A 22,208-nucleotide genomic window follows, 5' to 3' on the forward strand; every position below is an offset into this window, starting at 1 on the left:
GTGACTTGCAGCATAGGTAGGACGACGGCCCGGCGGTGAATCGGGCCCCGACGACGAGGAGTGACGATGACCGTCGACACCACCACCCGTGTGCGCGAACTCTTGGCGCAGTACGACACCCCGCAGGCCTGTGCGGCGGAGCTGCTGTGCGACCGGCACCCGGCAGATGCCGTGGCGTTCACCGTCGTCGAATCCGACCTGTCGTCGACGGATCTCACGTACGGCTGGCTGCGTGAGCAGTCCACCCGCTTCGCGGCCGCCCTCGCCGACCTGGGCGTCGAGCCGGGCGACTGTGTGGCGACGCTGATGGGCAAGTCGGCGGACCTCGTCGTCGCGCTGCTGGGTATCTGGCGCCGCGGCGCCGTCCACGTCCCGCTGTTCACCGCGTTCGCGCCGCCGGCGATCGCGTTCCGGCTCGAGGCCAGCGGTGCGAAGGTCGTGATCTCCGACGCGAACCAGCTCGACAAGCTCGCCCCGGGCGACGACATGCCGTCGAACTCGTCGTGGCAGGTCGTCGTGGTGGGCGAGGGTGTGGGCGCACTGCGGTTCGCCGATCTCGTCGCGCAGCATTCGGCCGACGACCCGCGCGGTGCGGCCGTGGCGCTCGGCGGAAACGCCCCGATCGTTCGTTTGTTCACCAGCGGCACCACCGGCTCCCCGAAGGGTGTCCCGGTGCCGATCCGCGCCCTCGCCGCCTTCCGCTCGTACATCGAGTGGGGACTCGACGTCCGCGAGGACGACGTCTTCTGGAACGCCGCCGACCCGGGGTGGGCGTACGGGCTGTACTACGCGCTGCTCGGGCCCATGGCGTCGGGCATCCGCAGCATCCTGCTGCACGCCGGGTTCTCCGCACCGCTCACATGGCAGGTGATGGAGCGCTTCGGCGTCACCAACTTTGCCGCCGCACCCACCGTCTACCGGAGTCTGCGCGCCGACGAGACCCCGGTGCCGGAGTCGGTGAAGCTGCGGCGTGCGTCGTCGGCCGGTGAGCCGCTGACGCCCGATGTCATCGCGTGGTCGGAAGCCGAGCTGGGCGTGACGGTGCGCGATCAGTACGGGCAGACCGAGCACGGCATGTTCATCATCAACGCGTGGGCCGACGGGCTGCGCGAGGACGTCGTTGCCGGCTCGATGGGGCGTCCGCTGCCCGGGTGGACCTGCGCCGTCCTGTCCGACGACTCCGACGAGATCGCACCGCCGAAGACCCCCGGCCGGGTCGTGATCGACACGACCGCGAGCCCGCTCATGTGGTTCACCGGCTACAGCGACGCGCCCGAGAAGACCGCGGCCCGTTTCACCGACGACGGCCGCTGGTACATCACGGGGGACGCCGGCCAGGTGGACGAGGAGGGCAGGTTCTTCTTCTCCTCCCGCGACGACGACGTGATCATCATGGCGGGCTACCGCATCGGCCCGTTCGACGTCGAGAGCGTGCTCGTGATGCACGACGATGTCGTCGAGTCCGCCGTCGTCGGTATGCCCGACCAGTTGCGCGGCGAGGTGCTCGAGGCATTCGTCGTGCTGCGACCGGGCGTCGAGGCCACCGACGCGCTCGAGAAGGAACTGCAGCAGTTGGTGAAGCGGAAGTTCGCCGCCCACGCCTACCCGCGGACCGTGCACTTCGTGCCGCAGTTGCCCAAGACCCCGAGCGGCAAGGTCCAGCGCTACATCCTGCGTCAGGGCTCCTGACCGAAATCCGTGCCCCTTCCCCCTCGCGTTTTGCGCACTTGTCGCGGTTTTCGAGGCCGAAATTCCGCGATAAGTGCGCAAAACGCGGGGGTGGAGGTGGAGGTGGGGGTGCGGGAGGGGGCGGGCGCTCAGTCCAGGATCGGGCTCAGCGGGCTGCGCCGCGGCCGCGGATGCGTCCGAGGGCGAGGAGAGCGACGAGGGTGACGAGCAAGAGCAGGGTGGTATTCGCGGCGGCCTGGAACACCTGACCGCGGTCGGTGAGCCCGAAGATGGCCACCGGCAACGTCTTCCACGTTGCCGGGTACACCATGATCGTCGCACCCAGTTCGCCCATCGACAGCGCGACGGACAGGCCGGCGGCCGCGCCGAGAGCCGGGACCAGCAGCGGAAGCGTGATTCGGAACAGCACCCGAGCCGGCCCGGCGCCCAGGGATTCGGCGGCCTGCCGGTAGGCGGGGTCGAGGCGGTCCAAAGCGGCCGAGACGGAACTGAATGCGAAGGCCAGCACCAGGACTGCGTGCGCGAGGATCACGATCCACTTGGTGCCGCCGAGTAGCAGCGGTCGTTCGTTGAACGCAATGAGCAGGCCCAGACCGATCGCCACCGACGGCAGCGCCACCGGCAGGTGGAACACCGCATCGGTCACCTTGCGCAGCCACGTCGGGGCCTCCCGGGCGGCCAGCGCCGCCCAGGTGCCGACGATGAGCGCGAGACCGCCGGCGATGATGGCGGTCTGCAGGCTGACGACCATGCTGGCCTGGTTCTCGTCGGACAACGCAGCCGACAGGTTCTTCGTCCCCAGGTCCGACGGCAGAGGCCCGTTCCACGCACCGGCGAGGGCAGCCGCGATCACCGTTGCGATCGGTGCGACGAACACGATCGTCACCACCGCCGCGAAGAACGCGAGTGTGAGGTACCTAGCGCGTCGGGTCCACAGCAGCACGGCTGCCTCCCATCAGTCGGGCGAACAGGAATCGGTACCCGCCGTACAGCGCGAGCGACAGGGCCACCTGGACGGTCGCGATCACCGCGGCGCCGGGCAGGTCGAACGTGACGATGCCGTGCGTGTAGATCAGCACCGGCAGGGTCATGACGTCCTTCGCGCCGGTGAACAGCACGATGCCGAACTCGTTGAGCGTCAACAGCAGTACCAGCGATCCGCCCGCCATCATCGCGGGCCACGCCTCGGGCAGCACCACCTGGCGCAGCACCCGCAGCGGCGACGCACCGAGGCTCGCCGCGACGTCGAGTTGATCGCGGGGGATCTGGGAGAACGCGGCCAGCAGTGGCCGCACGACGAACGGGGTGAAGAACGTGATCTCGGCGGCGATCACACCGAGCGGGGTGTTCAGGAAGTTCAGCGGCCCCTGCTCGGCGCCGGTGATCCGCATGATGAGCGCGTTCACCGCGCCCGCCGTGCCGTAGAGGAACGTGAACGCGAGCGTCACCAGAAACGACGGCAGCGACAGGATCGTGTCGATCAGTCGGCCCACCACCTTCGAGCCCGGGAACGGCACGAACGCGAGTACCAGCGCCAGGAAGGTACCGAGCACGAGGCAGCCCATGGTGGACGCGACCGCCACTTCGACGGTGCGCCACAGGGCGTTCCGGAACGACGCCGAGCCGAGGACCTCGGTCCACGTGGACCAGCCGCGGCCGGTGTCGGTGACGGTGGACTCGGCCAGCACCCGGGCCATGGGGTACACCGCGGACCCGACGACCAGCAGCAGCGGCGGCAGCACCCACAGTCCGGACCTCCACCGGGACGGCGCGCCGCGAACCGGGGGTCCGTCGAGGACGGGAGGATCGAGGACGGCGGTCATGACGCGGCACTCGGAACCGGCACCAGGACGGCGCCGCGCTCGGGGAACCGCATGCCGACCTCGGTCCCGACCGGGCGCTCGTCATGGCCCGGCACGTCGACGTCGATCGGCGTCTCGGGCAGGCTCGGCAACGCGATGGTCACCCGGGTGGACGCCCCTCGCCACACGCTGGCGACGATGCGGGCCGGCAGTGCGCCACGCTCGGCGGGGGAGGTGAGCGTGATCGCGTGGGGCCGCAGGCACAGCAGGGCTCCGGCGTCGGACTCCCATTCGGTGCGCCCGATCTCGGGCTGCGGGGCGTGCGCGGTGACGGGGGTGCCGCCGACGGATACCAGCGCCGACGTCCCGATCACGCGGGTCACCGTGCACGGCAACAGGTTCGCGCCACCGAGAAACGCCGCGGTGAAGCTGCTGGGCGGCCGCTTCCACAGGTTCTCGGTGGTATCGACGTCCACGAGTCGCGCGTCACGCATGACGGCGATCCGGTCCGCGAGCGCGAGGGCCTCGGACTGGTCGTGCGTGACGTAGAGCATCGCGGTGTCCGGCAGAGCGGCGCGCAGTTCCTGCAGTTCGCTCAGCATGCTCTGGCGCAGTTGGGCGTCGAGCGCCGCGAGGGGTTCGTCGAGCAGGAGCACCCTGGGCCGGATCGCCAGTGCCCGCGCGATGGCGATGCGTTGCTGCTGTCCGCCCGACAGCTCACGCGGAAAACGCTTGCCGTACGCCGACATCCCGACCATCGCGAGGGCGTCGGACACCCGCCCCGCGACCTCGGCGCGCGAAACCCGCTGCGCACGAAGCCCGAACGCGACGTTCTCGGCCACCCGCATGTGCGGGAACAGCGCGTACGACTGCACGACGACGCCGATGCCGCGCTTGGCGGGCGGCAGGTCGGTGACGTCCTCGGCGCCGAGACGGACCGTGCCCGACGCGGGACGGGTGAATCCAGCCAGGGCCTTGAGTGCGGTGGACTTGCCGGAGCCGCTGGGGCCGAGCAGGGCGACGGTCTCGCCGCGGGCGACGCGCAGATTGAAGTCGATCAGGGCCCGGGTGGCCCCGTTTCCCCGCCCGTAGGAGACGTTGACCCGGTCGAAGGTGATGGCCGGAAGGGAGGTGTCGGCGTTCCGCGAGTTGGTGTCGCGGACCTTGCCGACGGTGGTGCGGAGGGACCGCCCGGGCTCGAATCGCGGCATGTCAGTTACCGGTTGCCTTCTGGTAGGCGGCGACGTCGGCGTCGAGGGAAGCGAGAACGTCGTTCCAGTTCGGGGTCCACACCTCGACACCGTTCACCAGGCCGGTGGGCGTCGACGGGTCGGTCGAAGCGCCCGCGGCCTGACGGACGTCGGTGCGGACCGAGACGCCGAGCGCGTCGGTGGCGACGGTCTTCTGCGCCTTCTCCGACAGCAGGTACTCCATGAGCTTCTTGGCCTCGTCCGAGTGCGGGGCGCCCTTCGCCAGGCCCATCACATACGGCAGGGCGACGGTGGTGCGCTTGCCGCCCGCGGAGGCGGGGAAGAAGATGCCGAACTTGGAGCCGTCGTCCTTGATGGACGCGAGGTTCATCTGGACGTCACCGTTGGCGACGAGGAGTTCGCCGTTGCTGACCTTGGGCTGCAGCTTGCCGGTGGACGACGACGGCCCGACGTTGTTGGCATGCAGCTTCGCGAGGTAGTCGAGCGCGCCTTGCTTACCCATCAGGTGCTGGAGCAGCAGCAGGACGGCGGTGCCGTCACCGGCCTGGCCGGGGGTGGAGTACTGCAGCTTGCCCTGGAACTGGTCGGTGAGCAGGTCGTCCCAGGTCTTCGGGGCCGGGTTCGCGCCGGGGTTTGCGATGAACGACAGGTAGTTGTCGACGACGGGCACGTACTTGCCGGCCGGGTCCTGGACGTCGGCGGGGACCGCGGAGGTGTCGATGCCGCTGGGCTGCAGCAGGCCCTGGGCGTCGGCCTTCTGGATGAACGGCGGCAGCGTCACGACGACGTCGGCCTGCGGGTTGGACTGCTCCTTGTCGACGCGGGAGACGACCTCGCCGGAGCCGGCCTCGACGAGGTTGACGGCGATGCCGGTCTCCTCGGTGAAGGCGGCGAACTGCGTCTTGTACCAGCGCGCGAGGCCGTCGGCGCTGTAGACGGTCACGGTCTCGCCGCGGGTGCCCGCCGCCGATCCGGTGCCGCCGCACGCGGTGAGGGTGAGGGCCGCGGTGGTCATGGCGACCGCGGCGATACCGGCGCGGAAAAGCTTGGTGTTCCTGCTCATTCGGGAATTCCTGTCTAGGTGAGGGATTCGAACGGTGACGGAAGAACTCGAGAACAACTCAGTGGGAGAGAACGAGATCGGTGAACTCGCGCACCGACGGCACGACGTGGGTGGGATCGGCGGTGCGCAACTGCTGCTCGTCGTGGGCGCCGGTGAGGGCGCCGGCGACGATGCTCGCCCCTGCGCGTCGGCCGCTGGTGATGTCGTTGGCGGTGTCGCCCAGGACCGCAACGTCCTTCACGTCATCGACACCCAGGCGCATGAGTGCGGTGAGGATGAGGTCGGGGTAGGGGCGTCCGCGGCCCGCCTCGGCGGGGGACAGCGTGAGGTCGGCGAGGGTCTGCCAGCCGAGCGCGGCCAGCAGCCTGTCCTGCGTCGTGCGGCTGAACCCGGTGGTCAGCACCACCCGGACGCCGGCGTCGCGCAGCGCGGTGATCGACTCCGCGGCACCGGGAATCGCGGTGGCGCCGCCCTCGTCGACGAGGCGGTCGTACTCGGTTTCGAACGCGCGGTTGGCGGCCTGGGCCCGGTCCTCGCCACCGAAGAGGGCGCGGAACACGACGATCTTGGACTGGCCCATGGTGTCGAGGACGTACTGGCGGGCCGCGTCGGCCTCGGGTCCCGTCGCAGGGAGTCCCGCAGCGGCTCCGGCGGCGTCGAACGCCCGGAGCACGAGTCCGTCGTCGGCGACGGTGGTGCCGGCCATGTCGAGGACGGCGAGCTTGATGGTGGTCACGATGTCTCCTGAGATGTCGGGGTTACAGGCCCAGCCGGTCGGCGGTCTGTTCGGCGAGCGCGGGTCCGAGGGTCATGCCGCGGCCGCCGGGACCGGCGACCACCCACACGCAGTCGGCGGGCTGGGCGCGGTGCACGAGCTGTGCGGGGTCGAGACACTGGCTGTAGACGCCGGCCCACCGCTTGACGATCGGCGGCAGCGAACGGCCGAGGAGTTCCTCCACGACGCTGGTCAGATGGCGGTACGGGGCCTCGTCGACATCGAAGTCGAACGGCTCGTCGTACTCGTGGGTGTCGCCGATCGTCAGTCCGCCGTGCAGTCGCTGGACGCACAGCAGCTGCATGCGGTGTTCGGCCGCGGTGGGTTCCTGCGGCTGGGCGGCGCGCAGGGCGTCGAGCGTCGGACCGGCGAAGGCTGGGTAGTAGCGCATGCTGTCGCCGTCGGCGATCGCGGTGGTGAGCGCCTCGCCCAGCGGTGCGGTCTGCATCATCTGCAGTCGCACCCGGCGCAGCGGCAGATCGCCGGCCAGATCGCGGGCGAGACCGCCGAGGGTGGCGCCCGGGCAGACGATCACCAGATCGACGTCGAACGTCCGGTCGTGGTCGTCGCGAATGCGCACACCGGTGGAACTACTGGCGATCTCTCGGGCCTCCGTGCCGGCATGGAAGGTGTACCGCCCCGACGCCTCCAGGTGGCGTCGGATCGCGGGCAGCGCGATCCGGGACTCCACCGCGCCGTCGCGGATGCAGTGCAGGCCGGCGAGGAACTTGCCGCGCAGCGCCGGGTTGACCGCCCGGACCGCGTCGGGCCCGAGGAGGCCGAAACCACGCACCTCGGCGTCGGCGCGGGACACCATGTCCTCGGCGACCGCGACCTCGTCGGGGGTGCGCAGCAGGGTCATCGATCCGGCGGCGCGGAAGCCGATCTCGGGGACCCGTCGGGCCAGGTCGGCCCACAGCTCACGGGAGCGCAGCGAGGCGTCGAGTTCGTGCGGGGCACGACCGGAGACCCACACCAATCCGAAGTTGCGTACGGTGGCACCGCGCGCTTCGAGTTCGCGTTCGAGATGGATGACGTCGTGTCCGCGTCGGACCGCCTCGTCGGCGTGTGCCGTACCGAGGATGCCGCCGCCCACAATTGCAATTCGCATGGGACACAGCCTGAACATTGGTCTAGACCAACTGGGAGACGCTCGGCGAACGCCAGATGAACAATTGGTATAGACCTAACTTTGTGTAATCTGGCGGACGTGAACGACGACTCGGCTGCACTCGAAGAGACTGCTGCGCTGTTGAATTCGCTCCGCGGAGCGTTCGACTGCAAGGCCGTCTGGCCGTCCGGCGCGCACGTAGCGGCCAATGCCGTCCGGTTGCGAGGCTACGACGACCGCGCGAAAGTACCGGGCGCGCATGCGGTGTCGGTCGGTGACGTTCTCGAGGTCGCGCGCCGTGTGCAGGCGGCGCCATGACCGCCGAGAATCTGCCCAAGCACTACCTCGTCCGGACGCACGTGGAGGACCTGCTCGCCGATCTGTCCGAGGGTGATCCGGTGCCCGCCGAGCGGGAGCTGGCCGCTCGGTGCGGCGTGTCCCGGGAGACGGTGCGGCAGGCGTTGCACGAACTGTTGGTGGCCGGACGGGTGGAGCGCAGGGGGAGGGGAACCGTCGTCGCCCGGCCGAAGATGGTGCAGCCGCTCTCGCTCGGCTCGTACACCGAGAGCTCGCTCAGTCAGGGCCGGGAGCCGGGCCGGATTCTGGTGCGCTGGGAGGAAGTCGACGCGCACGAGAAGCTGGCGGCAATTCTCGAGATCGAGATCGGCGACCCGGCGATCCACCTCGAGCGTGTGCTGCTGGCCGACGGTGAGCGCATCGGCCTCGAGAGCACCTACCTACCGCTGCGCCGGTTTCCGGACCTGGCCGACACGTTCGACCCCGAGACGTCGCTCTACGCGGCGATCCGCTCGAAGGGCATCGAGTTCATCACCGCCACCGAACGGATCGAGACCGCCCTGCCCACACCGCGCGAGGCGGGGCTGCTCGATTCGAGCACCGCGATGCCGATGTTGAAGCTGCACCGCGTCTCCCGCGACACCGACGGCGTGCCGATCGAGCGCGTGCGCTCGCTGTACCGGGGGGACCGGATGGCATTCGTGACGGAGTTGCGCTGATCGAACGGCGAAGTCGTCCGGCTACGGTGCCGCGTGCTCGACCACCGGTATCTGTTCGGTGAGGTGCCGCCGGGCGGCCTTCTCCACGAGTAGCGGGACGAAATCACGCACCTTGCCGTCGCGGAAGCGCGCGTGAATGTCGCGCACGGTGCGCTCGATCTCCGCGGGTGAGACGGATGGGTGCCGGACGATCAGGCGCTCGATGACCTGGTCGATCAGAAGCACTTCCTCGACCCCGTTCATTCGACAATCGTCCGATCGCCGACGGCACGCGGTCAATCTCGAAACGGCACCGAAATCGACCCAGTTCGTACCGCGCGGTTTCGCGCCTTGCCGGCTCGACCCGGATCCGTCGAGCGAACATCGGGTTCCGGCCCGAACCGGCGGGCGACGACGGAGAATGGAAGGCGGTCGACGAGGATTCGACTCGGGACCGACTGTGAAGCATGGGCATCCGCGATACGGAGGCATCCGTGGGAAAGAAGGCGAAGGGCACGAAGTCCGCGCGCAGCGGACGGCCGCCCGCCGGCACCGGCGAACTGACGGAGGCGGGCGCACCCGAACCCGCTCCGCGGATGTCGAACAAGCACTACCGCCACCGATTGGAGACGCTTCAGGCCGAACTGGTCGCGATGCAGGAGTGGGTCAGGGCGTCGGGGGCGAAGGTGTGCATCGTCTTCGAGGGCCGGGACACGGCGGGAAAGGGCGGTGTCATCAAGGCGATCACCGAACGGGTGAGCCCGCGGGTGTTCCGGGTGGTCGCGCTACCGGCACCGACCGAGCGGGAGAAGTCGCAGATGTACGTCCAGCGATATCTGCCGCATCTGCCGGCGGCGGGCGAGATCGTCATCTTCGATCGGAGCTGGTACAACCGGGCCGGCATCGAGCGGGTACTGGGCTTCTGCACCGAGGATCAGGCGAAGCTGTTCCTCCAACTGATCCCGACCGTCGAGCGAGCGATGGTCGAATCGGGTGTCGTCCTGCTGAAGTACTGGCTCGAGGTGAGCGAGGAACAGCAGACCCTGCGCCTGCAGTCCCGCATCGACGACCCGAGAAAGTACTGGAAGCTGTCGCAGATGGACCTGACGTCGTACAGCCACTGGTACGACTATTCGCGGGCCCGCGACGAGATGTTCCGGTTCACCGACACCGGGTGGGCCCCGTGGTATCTGGCACTCAACGACGACAAGCGGCGGGGGCGGCTCAACATCATCAGCCACCTGCTGAGCCAGATCCCCTACGAACCGCTGGAGCGCCCCGACGTGACCCTGCCCCGGCGCCAGGACGCCGACGGCTACGCCCCGCCGACCCAACCGCTGCACTGGATTGCCACACCGTTCTGACGCGCTCGAGCCACCCGGCAAGGAGTAGGTCATGGCCACCACCGAACCCGTCCCCGGCCGGACGGGCGAGTCTGCAGCTTCGGACACCCGACCGGCGTGGCACGGCCGGAACGCGGATGCCGTCGTGTCGGCGCTTGCGTCCGATTCTCGTTCCGGACTGAGTGGTGACGATGCCGCCGCGAGGCGGGAACGGTACGGCGTCAACGAGATCGCCGCCGAACCGCCGCCGTCGATCTGGGCGGTCGCGAGCCTGCAGCTGAAGGATCCGATGAACCTGATGCTGGTCGCCGTCGTGATCATCAGTCTGGTCATCGGGGAGATCTCGACGGCTCTCGTGGTCGCGGTCCTGGTGGTGGTGAACATCGTCCTGGGCACGCAGCAGGAACTGAAGGCGCGCGCGAGTGTCGACGCGCTCGCGAAGATGCAGACACCGCAGACCCGGGTGATCCGAGACGGCGCGTTGATCCAGATTCCCGCAACCGATCTCGTCCCCGGCGACATCGTCGAGCTCGAGGCCGGCGACCTGGTTCCCGCGGACGGTCGCCTCCTGCGTTCGGCCACTCTGGAGACCCAGGAGGCCGCACTGACCGGTGAGAGCGCGCCGGTCGCGAAGGATCCGCAGGCTCTCGAGTCGGTGGACGTTTCGCTGGGCGACCGCAGCAACATGGTGTTTCAGACCACCTCGGTCACTCGGGGGACCGCGACGATGGTGGTGACCGAGACCGGGATGCGCACCGAGATGGGCCGGATCGCGTCCATGCTCTCCGCGATCGCGCCGAGTACGTCACCGCTGCAACGGGAACTGCATTCGCTGACCAAGGTGCTCGGGGTCATCGCGTGGACCGCGGTGGCAATCATCGTCGTCATCGGGGTGCTGCGGGGGCAGAGCCTCACCACGGTGATGTTGCTCGGTATCTCGATGGGGGTCTCCGCGATACCTACCGGCTTGCCGACCTTCGTGCAGGCGATGTTGGCCTACGGGGCCCGGCAATTGGCCGATGCCAAGGCGATCGTCAAGAACCTCAGCGACGTCGAGACTCTCGGTGCGACCAGCGCGATCAACTCCGACAAGACCGGCACCCTGACGATGAACCAGATGACGGTGCGGTCGCTGTACTTCCACGGCCGGTGGTTCGAGGTGGACGGTGAGGGCTACGGCAAGTCCGGCACCATCCGACACGTCGCGGGGGAGGACGTCCCCGACTTCACCCTTCTGGCGTACGGATTGTGCCTCGACAGCGACGCCACCGTCTCCGACGGCGGTGAGGTGGTCGGTGACCCGACGGAGGCCGCCCTGGTGGTGCTCGCGGCCAAGATGGGAGTCGACGCCCCACTCACTCGTCGTACCTACCCGCGCGTGGCCGAGGTGCCGTTCGATTCCGCCTACAAGTTCATGGCGACGTTCCACCGCCTCCCCGTCGACGGCACGACCCGGTTCGTCGAGTTGGTCAAGGGTGGTCCGGACGTGGTCCTGGAGAGGTGCCGGTCGGCCTTCCGCCCCGGCAGGGACGAGGTGCCGCTGGACGACATCCGTGACGAGATCGTGGCGGCCAACCGGGTGATGTCGGAGAAGGGACTTCGCGTGCTGGCGTTCGCGACTCGGATCCTCGACAGCGACGAACCAGCGGTAACGGACGATCCGATGGCCTTCGTCGACGATCTCACGTTCGTCGGGATGGTCGGCATCATCGACCCGCTGCGGCCGGAAGCGATCGCCGCCGTGCACACCGCGCATGCCGCGGGCATCGAGGTCCGGATGATCACCGGCGATCATGCGATCACCGCGGCCGCGATCGGTGCCGAACTGGATCTCGGACCGGGCGCGGTCAGCGGGGCCGAACTCGCGGGCATGACCGACGAGGCGCTCGCCGCGGCGCTACCGGGACTGCACGTCTTCGGCCGTGTCACCCCCGAGGACAAACTGCGCCTGGCCGATGTCATGCAGCGCGGCGGCGCAATCGTCGCGATGACCGGCGATGCGGTGAACGATGCTGCCGCGCTGAAGAAGGCCGACATCGGTGTGGCGATGGGTTCGGGGAGCGAGGTGACCAAGCAGGCCGGCCGGATCATCCTCACCGACGACAACTTCGGAACGCTGGTCACCGCGATCCACCTGGGCCGCAGCATCTACGACAAGATCGTCGCCTACATCCGCTACCAGATGGCGAAGCTGTTCTCCCTCGTGCTGCTGTTCCTCGTCGCGAGCGTGTTCGACATCAACGACGGGGTCGCGCTCACGCCACTGATGGTGGTGTTCCAGCACTTCTTCATCACCCTGTTCCCGGTGATCGTCATCATGCGGGACCCGCCGCCGCCCAACCTGATGGACAAGCCGCCCCGCGATCCGAAACAGCCGATCGCCAACCGGACGTCGTTCGTCCAGTGGTTCGCCTACGGCGTCCTGCAGTTCGCGGTGGCTCTCGCGGTGCTGTTGCTGGCTCCGGGCACGATGAGTCCGACGGAACCGAACGTGCCGATGACGATGGCCTTCGTCGTCCTGTCCTTCGGCTCGGTTCTCGCCGGGCTGGTCATGCGGCGCGACCCGGAATCCGGTCTCGTTTCACCCATCCTCGGCGCGCTCGAGATCCTGTCGATTCCCACGGTCGTCACGGTGCTCGCGGTCGAACTCGGCTTTCTTCAGGACCTCCTCACGACAACGTCCCTGACCGGGGGACAGTGGCTCGCGTGCCTCGGCTCGTCGCTGATCGTCCCGGTCGTGATCGAGGCGGAGAAGGCGCTGCGACGGCGGCGTCGCCGGAGAGCGTGGCCGGCACCACCGATTCCCGCGACGGTCGCCGTCGACCCGCAGCGTGCCCGCGCACGCCGACCCGATCGTCGATCCGGTGCATCGATCTGACCCGAATCCCCGTGTCAGCGGCCGTCGTCGGACGACAATCCAAGGATGACCTGGACGGAAAGCCTCCGACGGCTGCCCGGCCCGGCGACGGCCCTCGGGTATCGCCGCGAATGGTTGCGCACGGACATCGTGGCCGGCCTCGTCCTCACCGCGCTCCTCATCCCTGCCGGGATGGGATACGCCGAGGCTGCCGGTCTGCCCGCGTACGCGGGCCTGTACGCGACAATCGTCCCGCTCCTCACGTATGCCGTTGTGGGGCCGTCGAAGATCCTCGTGCTGGGGCCGGATTCGTCACTCGCCCCGCTGATTGCCGCGGCGGTGCTGCCGCTGGCTGCGGTCGGTGATCCGGAGAGTGCCCTCGCCCTGGCGGGTGTCCTCGCGGTTCTGGTCGGGGCGATCCTCATTCTCGGCGGATTCCTCAACTTGGGCTTCGTCACCGAACTGCTGTCCAAACCGATCCGGCTCGGCTACCTCAATGCGATCGCGCTCATCGTCGTCGTCGGGCAGCTTCCGAAACTGCTCGGGTTTCCCGTGGAGGCATCCGGTGTCATCGGGGAGACCGTCGAAATCGTCAGGTCGATCTTCACCGGCGCCATCGATCCCGTCGCAACTGCGGTGGGCGTCGGCTCACTGGCCGTGATCGTGGCCTTCAGGCTGTGGCTGTCGCGCGTTCCGGGAGTCCTCGTCGCTGTCCTCGGCGCGATCGTACTCTCGGCAGCGATCGGGCTCGACGACGAGATCGGCATGGTCGGCGCGTTGCCGAAGGGGCTGCCCCTGCCGTCGTTCGGTGGCGTCGACTGGCAGGACGTCGTCCAGTTGGTCGGTCCGGCTGCCGGCATCGCCCTGATCGCCTTCGCGGACACCGGGGTGCTTTCCCGGACGTTCGCCGCCCGCCGGGGCGAGGATGTGAACGGCAGCACAGAGATGAAGGCGATCGGTGCGGCCAACGTGGCGAGCGGACTGTTCGGCGGGTTCCCCATCTCGGCCAGCGGGTCCCGCACCCCGGTGGCCGAACAGAGCGGAGCCCACACGCAACTGGCGGGGGTGGTCGGCGCGCTCGCGGTCCTGGCGTTCGTGTTGATCGCGCCCGGACTGACGGCGTACCTGCCCGACGCCACCCTCGCTGCGGTGGTGATCGTCGCCGCGACGGCGTTGATCGACGTCGACGGAATGGTGCGACTGTGGCAGATGAGCCGGGTGGAAGCAGGGCTCGCCGTCGCCGCGTTCCTGGGGGTCGCGCTCGTCGGGGTGCTGCAGGGCATCCTGGTCGCGATCGGGCTGTCGTTCGTTGCCGTCGTCGTGCGGGCCTGGCAGCCGTACCGCACCGAACTGGTCGAGTTGCCCTCCGAGACCGGCTTCCACGACGTCGCCCGGCACCCGGAGGGGCACCGCATCCCGGGACTGGTGCTCATTCGGTTCGACGCACCACTCTTCTTCGCGAACGGCGGAATCTTCGACGACTACGTGCGTTCGGTGGTCGCGAAGGAGCAGAACCCGGTCGACTGGGTGGTGATCGCCGCCGAACCGATCACCGGCCTGGACACCACCGCCGTCGACGAACTGGTCGATCTCGATCGCTACCTCGAGGGCAACGGCATCCGACTGGCGTTCGCCGAGATGAAGGGGCCGATCAAGGACCGACTCGTCCGATTCGGCCTCGGCGAGCGATTCGATCCCACCCACTTCTATCCGACCATCGACGCGGCGGTGGACGCATTCCGGCGTCGCGCGGAAACGAGCTAGGGGGCGTCGTGGCCGATGGAACGCGCCAGCGCTGGTGGGCACGTTCGGGGTTCGCGGTCGGCGTGTGCGCTGTGGTTGCTCCGATCGTGTTCGCCGGGCTGCTGAGCACGGTCGCACTCCTCGTCGTTGCGGTGGGCGGTGTCGTCGTGACGGTGGCCGCGGCGTACTGGTTCCTCAGCAGTCGCGGGGCGGTGCGCGGGTGCTCGGCCGGGCTGGCGGTGCTGGCGCCGGTCGTCGTGCTCGTGCTCTTCGTCCGCGCCGGCCTGCTGTGGGTGGTGGTGCTCACGTGTGCGCTGCTCGCCGTCGCAATCTTCTGCGCGCACCGGGCACTCGCCGCCGCGAGCACGACGCCGCCGGCGCCCGAGATCCCGGCGCGGCCGCCTCGTCGACCGTTTCTCGTGATGAATCCCCACTCGGGTGGCGGCAAGGTCGCGAAGTTCGACCTGCATCGCAAGGCAGAGGCGCTCGGTGCCGAGGTCGTCCTGCTCGACGGCCCGGAGACGATCGATGTCGTCGCGCTGGCGCGAGACGCGGTCGCACGCGGCGCGGACCTGCTCGGTGTGGCCGGCGGCGACGGCACTCAGGCCTTGGTCGCCGCGGTCGCGGCCGAGCACGGCCTGCCGTTCCTCGTGATCAGTGCGGGAACGCGTAACCATTTCGCACTCGATCTCGGCCTGGACCGCGATGATCCCGCCACGTGCCTGGGCGCGCTGCGCGACGGCGTCGACGTGTGGGTCGACCTCGGCATGATGAACGACCGCCCGTTCGTCAACAACGCCTCGTTCGGCGTCTACGCAGAACTGGTCCAGAGCCCGGCCTACCGCGACGACAAGACGGGCACCGTTCTGCAGATGCTCCCCGACCTATTGGGCGCACAACGGGATTCGGGTCTGGTCGTCACGATCGACGGCGTCACGGTGCGGGGCCCGCAGGCCGTACTGGTCAGCAACGGCCCGTATCGGACGTCGGACCTCGTGGGCCTCGGCAGACGCGAGCGGCTGGACGCCGGGGTACTCGGGGTGGTGACGGTGTCGGTGAACAGTGCCCGTCAGGCCGTCGGGCTGCTGCAGGGCGGACATGCTCGGGGCCTCACGACGTCGCGGACCACAGAAGTCGTCGTCGATTCGGTTCGACCGCTGATCCCCGTCGGCGTCGACGGCGAATCCCTGATGGTCGAGACCCCGGTGCGATGCACGGTCATGCCCGCGGCCCTGCGGGTCCGTGTCCCACGGGTGCGTCCGGACCTACGCGCGCCGCAGCAGGGACTCGACCTGGCACGTCTCTACCGGCTGGCCCGCTGACCCGCCTCGCTCGGGACTCGGCAGACCGGGTGCGTCGGGGGTCGCGGCCGGTCGGTCTACGCTGGATGCATGTCTGTTCGCACCGCGCTCGTTCCCGGAACCGTCTCGCCCGTCCTCGATGTCCCCAAGAGCATCGAGCGTCCCGAGTACGTGTGGAAGGCGACGGCCCGTGAGGGCAAGGAGCCGTGGGTGCAGACACCCGAGACCATCGAGAAGATGCGGGTGGCGAGCAAGATCGCCGCGCGGGCACTGCAGGAGGCCGGCAAGGCCGTCGCGCCGGGCGTCACCACCGACGAGCTGGACCGCATCGCGCACGAGTACATGTGCGATCACGGGGCCTACCCATCGACGCTCGGCTACCGCGGCTTCCCGAAGTCGTGCTGCACGTCCCTCAACGAGGTGATCTGCCACGGCATCCCCGACTCGACCGTGATCCAGGACGGTGACATCGTGAACATCGACGTCACCGCCTACATCGACGGCGTCCACGGCGACACCAACGCGACGTTCCTCGCCGGCGACGTGTCCGAGGAGAACCGCCTGCTGGTCGAGCGCACCCACGAGGCGACGATGCGCGCGATCAAGGCCGTCAAGCCGGGCCGCGAACTCAACGTCATCGGCCGCGTCATCGAGTCGTACGCCAACCGCTTCGGTTACGGCGTGGTGCGCGACTTCACCGGCCACGGCATCGGCGAGACCTTCCACAACGGCCTGGTGATCCTGCACTACGACCAGCCTGACGTCGACACCGTCATCGAGCCCGGCATGGTGTTCACGATCGAGCCGATGATCAACCTCGGCACTGTCGACTACGACATCTGGGAGGACGGCTGGACCGTCGTCACCAAGGACCGCAAGTGGACCGCCCAGTTCGAGCACACCATCGTCGTCACCGACGAGGGCAACGAGATCCTCACCCTGCCGTGACGGCGGCGCTGAGCGGCGCACTACTGGTCGCCGGCACCACGTCCGACGCCGGTAAGAGCGTCCTCGTCGCCGGGCTGTGCCGGATGCTGGCGCGGCGCGGGGTGCGGGTGGCGCCGTTCAAGGCGCAGAACATGTCCAACAACTCGGTCGTCACGCTCGACGGTGGGGAGATCGGACGGGCGCAGGCGCTGCAGGCGCGGGCCTGTGGGCTCGAGCCGAGCGTCCGGTTCAACCCGGTGCTGCTCAAGCCGGGCGGTGACCGGACGTCGCAGCTCGTGGTCCGTGGCAAGGCCGTCACCACCGTCGGCGCGCGTGACTACATCACCCACCGGGAGTGGCTGCGCGAGATCGTCGCCGATGAGTTGGCCGGGCTGCGCGGCGAATTCGACGTCGTGATCTGCGAGGGCGCCGGCTCGCCCGCCGAGATCAATCTGCGGGCCACCGATCTGGCGAACATGGGGCTGGCGCAGGCCGCGCAGCTGCCGGTGATCATCGTCGGTGACATCGACCGCGGGGGAGTGCTCGCGCACCTGTTCGGCACCGTCGCCGTGCTCTCGCCCGAGGACCAGGCGCTGATAGCCGGTTTCGTGATCAACAAGTTCCGCGGCGACGTGAGCCTCCTCGAACCCGGACTCGAGCAACTGAGGGCCCTCAGCGGGCGCCCCACCCTGGGCGTGATTCCGTTCGCCGAGGGGCTGTGGCTCGACGCCGAGGACTCGCTCGGGGTCGTCGGCGACGCCCCGGTCGGCCGGCCGGCCGCGCCGATCGGTGACGAGTGGCTGCGCGTCGCCGCGATCCGGCTGCCCCGCATCTCCAATTCGACCGACGTCGAGGCGCTCGCGTGCGAGCCCGGAGTCTCGGTGCACTGGGTGAGCGAACCGTCGCGGCTGGCCGATGCCGACCTCGTCGTGGTGCCCGGCAGCAAGTCGACGGTCACCGACCTGGAGTGGTTGCGGCGCAGTGGTATCGGCGATGCTCTCGTCCGTCGCGCGGACGCGGGCGGGGCGATCCTGGGCATCTGCGGCGGCTACCAGATGCTCGGCGCCGTCATCGACGACGGTGTCGAATCCGGCGCCGGTAGCGTCCCCGGGCTGGGCCTGCTCGACCTCGAGATCGAGTTCGCCGCCGACAAGGTGCTCGCGCAGGTGGACGGTGATGCGGACGGAGTTGCCGTGCGGGGCTACGAGATCCATCACGGACGGGTGCGCCGCAACGGCGACGCCGCGCTCCTGACCGCCGCCGGTGGTACGAAGGAAGGCAGCGTGCGCGGCAGCGTGCGCGGCACCCACTGGCACGGACTGCTCGAGAACGACGAGTTCCGGCGACGGTTCCTCGCCGAGGTCGCCGCGGCTGCGGGACGGACCGGCTACTCGGTAGCCCCGGACACCGACGTCGCGAAGGTGCGGGAGGCGCAGCTGGATCTGCTGGCGGACCTCGTCGAACAGCACCTCGACGTCGCCGCGCTCGACGCACTGCTGGGAGGCGGCGCACCGAGCGGGTTGCCGACGATCAGATCGTCGCTCGCCTGAGGGCCCCACACACCGGCTCTTCGCCCGTTTACGTGCGTTGATACCGAGGTAGGAGTATCGCCGCAATGACGGCGACAACACTGGCACCCAGTGCGGTCGCCGTGGCCCAGATGTATCCCGACGCCGACGGCACGCTCAGCGCGGAGCCCGGGACGGGTGAGATGTTGTGCGCCAGAATCATTCCCACCACTGCGGCAGACGTCGCCAGGCCGATGATGCGCATGAGCGCGTTGAGGCCGTTGGCTTCCCCGGTTTGTTCGACAGGCGTGGCTTCCATGATCAGGGTGGGCAAAGTGGCGTAGGTAATTCCGACGGAGGCGCCGACGAGGCACGTTATGCCCACCAAATAGACCGTCGGGAACTCCCATTCGACGGCGAGCGCGATCAACATTGCGGACAAAGCGATGAACAACAGGCTGCCGGCGGACACGAGAGTGCGCCGCGCCCCCAGCGATGTGACCATTCGTGCACCGACATTCGAGGACACGAATGCCACCAGTCCTGAGGGGGCCATGAGCAGTCCTGCCGTCAGCATCGAGGCCCCCAAGCCGTGTGGGGTGGACGTCGGAGCCATCAGCATCTGGATCGGGGCCAGTTCCATTCCGTAAAACGCGAACCCTGACATGAGACCGGCAACATTCGCCAGCACAATGACGCGGCGCGACGCGATCCGCAGGTCGAGAAGCGGATTCCTCCGTCGACGTTCATAGGCCACCCAGCCGAGGAAGGTGAGGACCGACAGCCCGAACAGCGACAGGGTGATCGGCCTCGTCCAACCCCAATCGAGACCCTTGCTCAGCGGAAGCAGCAGCAACACCAGGACTGTGCCGAGGCCCAGCGCGCCGATCAGATCGAAGCGGCCACCGGTGCGGATGCGGCTGGGCACTATCAGGGCGTGGATGCCGACGAAGCAGGCCACCGACCCGGCTGCGGACACCCAGAACAAGGCACGCCAGCCGAAAGTCTCCGCAAGGAAGGCGGCAAACGGAAGACCGAGGGCGCCACCGACGGCCATGGACGAGCTCATCATTCCGACCGCGGCGCCGAGGCTGGCCGAGGGCACGAATTCACGCATCACGCTGATCCCGACCGAGACGAAAGCGACTCCGAGGCCCTGCAGTCCACGACCCGCGAGGAAAAGCGGAAGGCTTGGAGAGAGCGCACACACCAACGAGCCCACCCCCACCGACGCGATGCACAAGAGTAGGAGGCGCCGCTTCCCATACATGTCACCGAGACGGCCCACTATCGGCGTGGCCACTGCTCCGACGGCCATCGTCACCGTCACCGCCCACGATGCGTTCCCCGCACTGGTGTCGAGCATTGTCGGCAACATCGGGATCAGTGGGACAATCAGGGTATGCGTCAGGGACATTGCGATCCCTGCTGCGCACAGCACGATTACCCCGATACGGGCCTTCCGGGCGGACTCGCCGCCATCCGCCGAGAATCTTGTTTCCTGGTCAGCTTCGTCACGGGGTAACGACTTCGACTCCGGCGGCTCTACTGCTCGCTGCATCTGTGCTCTTCCTCGACCTGCAAGTGTGCCGACATCATGGCGGTATACGTTCTCGATCTCGGCTGGACTTTATGCAGTTCGACCGCAGTGAGCGCAGATTCAGCTGCGCGACCGCGCTGATCGGACTACTACGACGGAAGCGCACGCGGTGGTTTGGCAGGGTTCTCCCTGATCACAGCGCTGATGGGGGACGCCCGGTGTCGTTCGAGGAGCGTGACACCGTCTTCCCGATCAGCGGGAAGACGGTGCGTCGACGGCTGATGCCTGTCCACGATCAGGTCGTCGCGCGCCTGATAACCGACCAGGTCGTGGCGATCGCCGCGACGGCAGCGGCCAGCGGTACCCCGACGAACACCAACCAGCGGGGTGCGTCGACAAACCACGACCCCACGGCCGGCCACCATTGTGCCCACGTCACGACGACTGCGGCGAGACCCAGCACAGCGATTGTCCCGATTCCCGCGATGAGGAATCCCGGGGTGCGCCAGCGCTGGTACACCGCTCCGAGGAGCATCGCGATCGCGGTAGTGAGCAGCATGCTCGCGAACAGGGTGATGGATTGCAGCACAGGGGAATCGGTCACATAGCGAAGTACGCCGAACATGCGCATCCTGACACCCCACCCGTCGGTGGCGGCTTCGATCACCGACAGCGCCTGTAGCGCTGCAGCAAAGGCGATCGACTGGACCACCGCGACCACGGTGGTGGCGGCGAAGAACTGGCGCCGCGTCACGCTCAGCCCGAGCGCGAACGGATACGTTTGGGTCATCGCCTGTGTGTAGAAGGCGACGACGAAGCCGTACAGGGCCAGCACCGCGCCGGTGCCGTGGGTCTCACCCTCGGAGCCGACCAGCGCGAAGACCGTCAGATTGATGGCGAAGGTGACGGCAAGGATCGCGGCGGGTGCGACCAGCAGCAGTGGCCATGACACCGCGTGCAGTCGGCAGACGGCTGCGAGTCGCGCGATGCCCGTGGGAGAGCGGCGCGGGAGGAGCCGCGGTGGGGAGACTGTGGCGGCGGTCATGAGTGGTTCTCCTTGCCTGCGTCGGTGCGGCCGTCGAGAGCGTTGCGAATCGTTATTTGCTGCAGGGAGATCGGCGACAGTTCGATATCGGATCGCGCTGCTTCGGTGCGGTCTGACGGGGAGAGCGTTCCCTGCACCGTCGCGCGAGAGAGTCCGCCGAGGTTCTCGCGATGCAGAACCGTTCTGCCTGCCGTGAAGGCGTCGACCGCCGCGGTCCGTCCGCTGGCGAGTACGTATCGGCTGCGCAGGTCGTCCGAATCGGCGTCGATGGCGACACGGCCGTTCTCGATCACGATGACGTGCTCGAGGAGGTCGGCCACCTCGTCGATGAGGTGGGTCGACAGCACGATCGTTCGCGGGTGAGCCGCGTAATCCGTGAGCAGTCGGTCATAGAACAGCTGGCGGGCAACCGCATCGAGACCCAGGTACGGCTCGTCGAACAGCGTCAACGGTGCGCGGGACGCCAGTCCGATGACGACGCCGAGCGCGGAGGTCATGCCACGCGAGAGCTTCTTGACGCGGCGGCACTCGGGAAGTTGGAAATCATCCATGAGCCGGCCGGCGAACTCGCCGTCCCATCGAGGCAGCAGTAGTTCCGCGGCCGACAGGACATGCTTGACCTTCAAGTCGTCCGGATACTTCTGGCTCTCCTTGACGAAGCACAGATCCTGTAGAACGTCCGCGTTCTCGAACGGCGCCCCGCCGAACACGCTCGCCTCTCCACTGCTCGGAAGTTCCTGGCCGGTGAGGATCTTCATCAGGGTGGTCTTGCCTGCGCCGTTCCGGCCGAGGAGCCCGTAGATCGTCCCCGCTCGCAGATCGAACGAGACGTCGTCGAGAGCGATGACGTCGCCGTACCGTTTCCCGATGGCCCGTACCGAAACGACTGTGTCCCGGCCGATGTCCGTGATGGTCATGGACGTTCCTCCCATTGGTCCAGCATGGATTTGAGTTCAGCGATGCTCATTCCGAGCTTGTCGGCTTCGCGCACGAGCGGTGCCACGTACTGATCGGCGAACTGCTTACGCCTGCGAGACGCGAGGGCGTCTCGCGCGCCGGCGCTGACGAACATTCCGATTCCTCTTCTCTTGTAGAGGATCCCGTCGGCGACGAGCTGATTCAGCCCCTTCGCCGCGGTCGCCGGGTTGATCCGGTGGAAGGCCGCCAATTCGTTCGTCGACGGTGCCTGTGACTCCTCCGGCAGTGAACCGTCGATGATCGCGTTCTCGACGAGCCCCGCGATCTGCTGGAAGAGGGGCTTGCCCTCCTCGTTCAGCACTACGCCCCGCCGTCGGCCG

General features: G+C 68.3%; 20 protein-coding genes. 9 read left to right on the forward strand and 11 right to left on the reverse strand.

Features of this window, described 5'->3' with window-relative positions:
* Positions 1-66 precede the first annotated feature (66 nt).
* Positions 67-1,689: an AMP-binding protein gene (locus tag C8K36_RS14870; protein WP_107985513.1), complete on the forward strand. Its 1,623-nt coding sequence runs from the start codon at positions 67-69 to the stop codon at positions 1,687-1,689.
* 145 nt (positions 1,690-1,834) lie between these two features.
* Here the strand turns inward: C8K36_RS14870 and C8K36_RS14875 are convergent, their stop codons facing one another.
* The 6 genes from C8K36_RS14875 to C8K36_RS14900 are packed head-to-tail and all read right to left on the reverse strand — an operon-like array spanning position 1,835 to position 7,651.
* Complete coding sequence (locus C8K36_RS14875; RefSeq protein ID WP_107985290.1) at positions 1,835-2,632, reverse strand: ABC transporter permease; 798 nt, start codon at positions 2,630-2,632, stop codon at positions 1,835-1,837.
* Positions 2,607-3,512, reverse strand: a complete 906-nt coding sequence (locus C8K36_RS14880; protein ID WP_107985291.1) for a 2-aminoethylphosphonate ABC transporter permease subunit — start codon at positions 3,510-3,512, stop codon at positions 2,607-2,609. The genes C8K36_RS14875 and C8K36_RS14880 overlap by 26 nt, the downstream gene beginning before the upstream one ends.
* On the reverse strand, positions 3,509-4,702 hold the full coding sequence (locus C8K36_RS14885; RefSeq protein WP_107985292.1) for an ABC transporter ATP-binding protein: 1,194 nt from the start codon (positions 4,700-4,702) through the stop codon (positions 3,509-3,511). The genes C8K36_RS14880 and C8K36_RS14885 overlap by 4 nt, the downstream gene beginning before the upstream one ends.
* Before the next feature lies 1 nt (position 4,703).
* Positions 4,704-5,765: a 2-aminoethylphosphonate ABC transporter substrate-binding protein gene (locus C8K36_RS14890; protein WP_107985293.1), complete on the reverse strand. Its 1,062-nt coding sequence runs from the start codon at positions 5,763-5,765 to the stop codon at positions 4,704-4,706.
* Positions 5,766-5,823: 58 nt separating this feature from the next.
* Complete coding sequence (locus tag C8K36_RS14895) at positions 5,824-6,501, reverse strand: phosphonatase-like hydrolase (RefSeq protein ID WP_107985294.1); 678 nt, start codon at positions 6,499-6,501, stop codon at positions 5,824-5,826.
* 22 nt (positions 6,502-6,523) lie between these two features.
* On the reverse strand, positions 6,524-7,651 hold the full coding sequence (locus C8K36_RS14900; protein ID WP_181319567.1) for a TIGR03364 family FAD-dependent oxidoreductase: 1,128 nt from the start codon (positions 7,649-7,651) through the stop codon (positions 6,524-6,526).
* Positions 7,652-7,750: 99 nt separating this feature from the next.
* On the opposite strand from C8K36_RS14900, the gene C8K36_RS25460 reads away from it, so the two are divergent.
* Together C8K36_RS25460 and C8K36_RS14910 are read left to right on the forward strand one after the other, a co-directional pair.
* Positions 7,751-7,969, forward strand: a complete 219-nt coding sequence (locus tag C8K36_RS25460) for a hypothetical protein (RefSeq protein ID WP_420910894.1) — start codon at positions 7,751-7,753, stop codon at positions 7,967-7,969.
* Positions 7,966-8,667 (forward strand): GntR family transcriptional regulator, encoded by a 702-nt coding sequence (locus C8K36_RS14910; RefSeq protein WP_107985296.1) that lies wholly within the window; start codon positions 7,966-7,968, stop codon positions 8,665-8,667. Before C8K36_RS25460 ends, C8K36_RS14910 begins: the two co-directional genes overlap by 4 nt.
* Before the next feature lie 21 nt (positions 8,668-8,688).
* Here the strand turns inward: C8K36_RS14910 and C8K36_RS14915 are convergent, their stop codons facing one another.
* Complete coding sequence (locus C8K36_RS14915; RefSeq protein WP_107985297.1) at positions 8,689-8,910, reverse strand: three-helix bundle dimerization domain-containing protein; 222 nt, start codon at positions 8,908-8,910, stop codon at positions 8,689-8,691.
* A 230-nt stretch (positions 8,911-9,140) separates the two neighbouring features.
* On the opposite strand from C8K36_RS14915, the gene ppk2 reads away from it, so the two are divergent.
* The 6 genes from ppk2 (at position 9,141) to C8K36_RS14945 (ending at position 18,367) form a co-directional block, all read left to right on the forward strand.
* Positions 9,141-10,010 (forward strand): polyphosphate kinase 2, encoded by an 870-nt coding sequence (gene ppk2, locus C8K36_RS14920; protein WP_258195427.1) that lies wholly within the window; start codon positions 9,141-9,143, stop codon positions 10,008-10,010.
* Between the two features lie 31 nt (positions 10,011-10,041).
* On the forward strand, positions 10,042-12,867 hold the full coding sequence (locus C8K36_RS14925; protein ID WP_107985298.1) for a cation-translocating P-type ATPase: 2,826 nt from the start codon (positions 10,042-10,044) through the stop codon (positions 12,865-12,867).
* 45 nt (positions 12,868-12,912) lie between these two features.
* Positions 12,913-14,610, forward strand: coding sequence for a SulP family inorganic anion transporter (locus C8K36_RS14930; RefSeq protein WP_107985299.1), 1,698 nt, complete (start codon positions 12,913-12,915; stop codon positions 14,608-14,610).
* 8 nt (positions 14,611-14,618) lie between these two features.
* A complete protein-coding gene (locus C8K36_RS14935; RefSeq protein WP_107985300.1) occupies positions 14,619-15,911 on the forward strand; it encodes a diacylglycerol/lipid kinase family protein in 1,293 nt (430 codons plus the stop codon).
* 69 nt (positions 15,912-15,980) lie between these two features.
* Positions 15,981-16,838 (forward strand): type I methionyl aminopeptidase, encoded by an 858-nt coding sequence (map, locus tag C8K36_RS14940; protein WP_107985301.1) that lies wholly within the window; start codon positions 15,981-15,983, stop codon positions 16,836-16,838.
* A gap of 8 nt (positions 16,839-16,846) precedes the next feature.
* Positions 16,847-18,367, forward strand: a complete 1,521-nt coding sequence (locus C8K36_RS14945; protein WP_181319586.1) for a cobyric acid synthase — start codon at positions 16,847-16,849, stop codon at positions 18,365-18,367.
* Between the two features lie 28 nt (positions 18,368-18,395).
* Here C8K36_RS14945 and C8K36_RS14950 read toward each other — a convergent pair whose 3' ends face one another.
* From C8K36_RS14950 to C8K36_RS14965, 4 genes are all read right to left on the reverse strand, one after another.
* Entirely contained in the window at positions 18,396-19,886 is a 1,491-nt protein-coding gene (locus tag C8K36_RS14950) for an MFS transporter (RefSeq protein WP_107985303.1), read from the reverse strand.
* Between the two features lie 274 nt (positions 19,887-20,160).
* The gene (locus C8K36_RS14955) at positions 20,161-20,910 is read right to left on the reverse strand and encodes an ABC transporter permease (protein ID WP_107985304.1); all 750 of its coding nucleotides are present in this window, start codon (positions 20,908-20,910) and stop codon (positions 20,161-20,163) included.
* Positions 20,907-21,827, reverse strand: coding sequence for an ABC transporter ATP-binding protein (locus tag C8K36_RS14960; protein WP_107985305.1), 921 nt, complete (start codon positions 21,825-21,827; stop codon positions 20,907-20,909). Before C8K36_RS14960 ends, C8K36_RS14955 begins: the two co-directional genes overlap by 4 nt.
* Positions 21,824-22,189 carry a GntR family transcriptional regulator gene (locus C8K36_RS14965; RefSeq protein ID WP_420910895.1) on the reverse strand — a complete coding sequence of 122 codons (366 nt, stop codon included), beginning with the start codon at positions 22,187-22,189 and terminating at the stop codon, positions 21,824-21,826. Before C8K36_RS14965 ends, C8K36_RS14960 begins: the two co-directional genes overlap by 4 nt.
* Positions 22,190-22,208: the final 19 nt, after the last annotated feature.

Source organism: Rhodococcus sp. OK519, assembly GCF_003051005.1.
Taxonomy (GTDB): Bacteria; Actinomycetota; Actinomycetes; order Mycobacteriales; family Mycobacteriaceae; genus Prescottella.

What these genes read in the sequence shown, in the direction of transcription:
- C8K36_RS14880 (WP_107985291.1), bottom strand. Translation starts at nt 3,512, where the DNA reads ATGACCGCCGTCCTCGATCCTCCCGTCCTCGACGGACCCCCGGTTCGC.
- C8K36_RS14915 (WP_107985297.1), bottom strand. Translation starts at nt 8,910, where the DNA reads ATGAACGGGGTCGAGGAAGTGCTTCTGATCGACCAGGTCATCGAGCGC.
- C8K36_RS14925 (WP_107985298.1), top strand. Translation starts at nt 10,042, where the DNA reads ATGGCCACCACCGAACCCGTCCCCGGCCGGACGGGCGAGTCTGCAGCT.
- C8K36_RS14900 (WP_181319567.1), bottom strand. Translation starts at nt 7,651, where the DNA reads ATGCGAATTGCAATTGTGGGCGGCGGCATCCTCGGTACGGCACACGCC.
- C8K36_RS14885 (WP_107985292.1), bottom strand. Translation starts at nt 4,702, where the DNA reads ATGCCGCGATTCGAGCCCGGGCGGTCCCTCCGCACCACCGTCGGCAAG.
- map (WP_107985301.1), top strand. Translation starts at nt 15,981, where the DNA reads ATGTCTGTTCGCACCGCGCTCGTTCCCGGAACCGTCTCGCCCGTCCTC.
- C8K36_RS14950 (WP_107985303.1), bottom strand. Translation starts at nt 19,886, where the DNA reads ATGCAGCGAGCAGTAGAGCCGCCGGAGTCGAAGTCGTTACCCCGTGAC.
- C8K36_RS14955 (WP_107985304.1), bottom strand. Translation starts at nt 20,910, where the DNA reads ATGACCGCCGCCACAGTCTCCCCACCGCGGCTCCTCCCGCGCCGCTCT.
- C8K36_RS14870 (WP_107985513.1), top strand. Translation starts at nt 67, where the DNA reads ATGACCGTCGACACCACCACCCGTGTGCGCGAACTCTTGGCGCAGTAC.
- C8K36_RS14910 (WP_107985296.1), top strand. Translation starts at nt 7,966, where the DNA reads ATGACCGCCGAGAATCTGCCCAAGCACTACCTCGTCCGGACGCACGTG.
- C8K36_RS14960 (WP_107985305.1), bottom strand. Translation starts at nt 21,827, where the DNA reads ATGACCATCACGGACATCGGCCGGGACACAGTCGTTTCGGTACGGGCC.
- C8K36_RS14930 (WP_107985299.1), top strand. Translation starts at nt 12,913, where the DNA reads ATGACCTGGACGGAAAGCCTCCGACGGCTGCCCGGCCCGGCGACGGCC.
- C8K36_RS14890 (WP_107985293.1), bottom strand. Translation starts at nt 5,765, where the DNA reads ATGAGCAGGAACACCAAGCTTTTCCGCGCCGGTATCGCCGCGGTCGCC.